Raw genomic sequence first — 1,776 nt, forward strand, 5'->3', positions numbered from 1 at the left:
AGCTTCCAGCATGCCTGGGATGGCATTGCCAAGCAGGGATTTGATCTGCGTTTCAAACGCATGTGGGAATACTACCTTGCCTACTGCGAAACCGGATTTGATCAGGGCTCCATCGATGTCGGGCTGTTCGTGATCGAACATCGCGAAAATGCGACAGGCTGAATACCCCACCCGTATTTCGGTTCTCTATGCGCTTCCGGCGATGGCAGCAGCCGTGCCGACCATCCCGGCCTATGTGTTGTTGCCAAGCTATTATGGCGATGATCTTGGCCTTGGGTTGGCGATCACGGGTGTTGTTTTGTTGCTGGTCCGCATGATCGATATGCTGACCGACCCCGTGGTTGGCTGGCTTTCCGACAAGACCGGCAATCGCAAAATCTGGACCGGTGCCGGGGCGGTGATTGCCGGTATCGGGCTTTGGTATCTGTTCAGCCCGCCATCCCAACCGAGCGCGATATATCTCCTCATCTGGGCAAGTGTGCTGTTTCTGGGCTGGACGATGTTTCAGGTGCCCTATCTTGCCTGGGGGGCGGACCTTTCGGGCGATTACAAAAAACGCACAACGCTTACCGCCCTTCGTGAAGGGGCGGGCTTGATCGGGATTGTATTGGCCGGGGCCATTCCGGTGCTGATCAATGCGCCTGATCGCGCCGCCGAAATTCAAACCCTTGCCACCGTGACGCTGACGCTCGGCGCTGTATTTGTTGCCCTTCTGGTCTGGAAGGTACCCGATCCGGTTGCGCAACATAAACGCACAATCCGATCGAGCTTTGGCACAGGAAGCCTTTGGGCCATTTTGCGCCTGGGCGCCCGAAGCCTGCGTGACAATGGTCTTTTCATGCGCCTGCTTGCGGCGTGGATGATCAATGGTCTGGCGGCCGGATTGCCGGCCGTGTGTTTTCCATTGTTTGTGCGCTATTACCTCGAACTTGATCAGGACAGCGAGAATATCCTGATCCTGCTTTATTTTGCTGCGGCGATCATTGCCATTCCGCTTTGGGTTGTGATGGCCGGCCGCGTTGGCAAGCACCGCGTCTGGTGTTTTGCCATGGTGATGGCGATTGTCGCCTTTGCCTTTGTGCCGATCCTTGATGCTGGGGATTTCGGTGCCTTTGCGGTCATATGCCTTGTTACCGGGGCGGCACTGGGCGCGGATCTGGCTTTGCCACCCGCCATTCAGGCCGATGTCGATGACTGGGATCGTTACCGGTTTGGGGTACGGCGCACAGGCCTTTTATTTGCCCTTTGGAACATGACCAACAAGCTTGCCATGGCGCTTGCCGCCGGGATTGCCTTCCCGATATTGGGGGCATTTGGTCTGACCGACGGCGGAGACGAAAAAACTGGCGCATTGGTTGTGCTGGTTTTGATCTATGCGGTGATCCCCATCGTATTGAAGGCAGGAGCAATCGGGATGATGTGGCGCTTTCCGTTGGACAGCACGCATCAGGTTGCCATTCGTCGGCGCCTTTCACGCCGCAATGATTGATCTTGGGATTGTCAGGACAGGAGAAAATCGATGCTGCGGAACTTCATGGCGCTGTTTGTTTTGGTACTATTAGCCGGATGTGGGTCGATGAAACCGCAGGATTTTGCGCAAAAAGAACCCCGCTTCGACGTGTTTGACTATTTCGAAGGCGACAGCTGGGCTTGGGGCATTTTCGAAGATCGTTTCGGAACCCTGCGTCGTCAGTTCACCGTCGAAATAACGGGAACCGTTGAAGATGGTGTTCTGACACTTGAAGAAGACTTTATCTATGACGACGGCGAAACAGA

General features: G+C 55.5%; 2 protein-coding genes. Both read left to right on the forward strand.

Annotated features, from left to right (window positions below):
- The first annotated feature begins 148 nt into the window (after positions 1-148).
- Entirely contained in the window at positions 149-1,489 is a 1,341-nt protein-coding gene (locus B3Z49_RS20035) for an MFS transporter (RefSeq protein ID WP_296994151.1), read from the forward strand.
- A 30-nt stretch (positions 1,490-1,519) separates the two neighbouring features.
- Positions 1,520-1,776 (forward strand): DUF3833 family protein (locus B3Z49_RS20040; RefSeq protein WP_296994155.1); only part of this gene is annotated, 257 nt, incomplete at its 3' end.

Source organism: Thalassospira sp. UBA1131 (genome assembly GCF_002311515.1).
In the GTDB taxonomy this organism is placed as follows: Bacteria; Pseudomonadota; Alphaproteobacteria; order Rhodospirillales; family Thalassospiraceae; genus Thalassospira.

Coding starts and splice junctions, on each gene's coding strand:
- B3Z49_RS20035 (WP_296994151.1), top strand. CDS start 149: ATGCGACAGGCTGAATACCCCACCCGTATTTCGGTTCTCTATGCGCTT.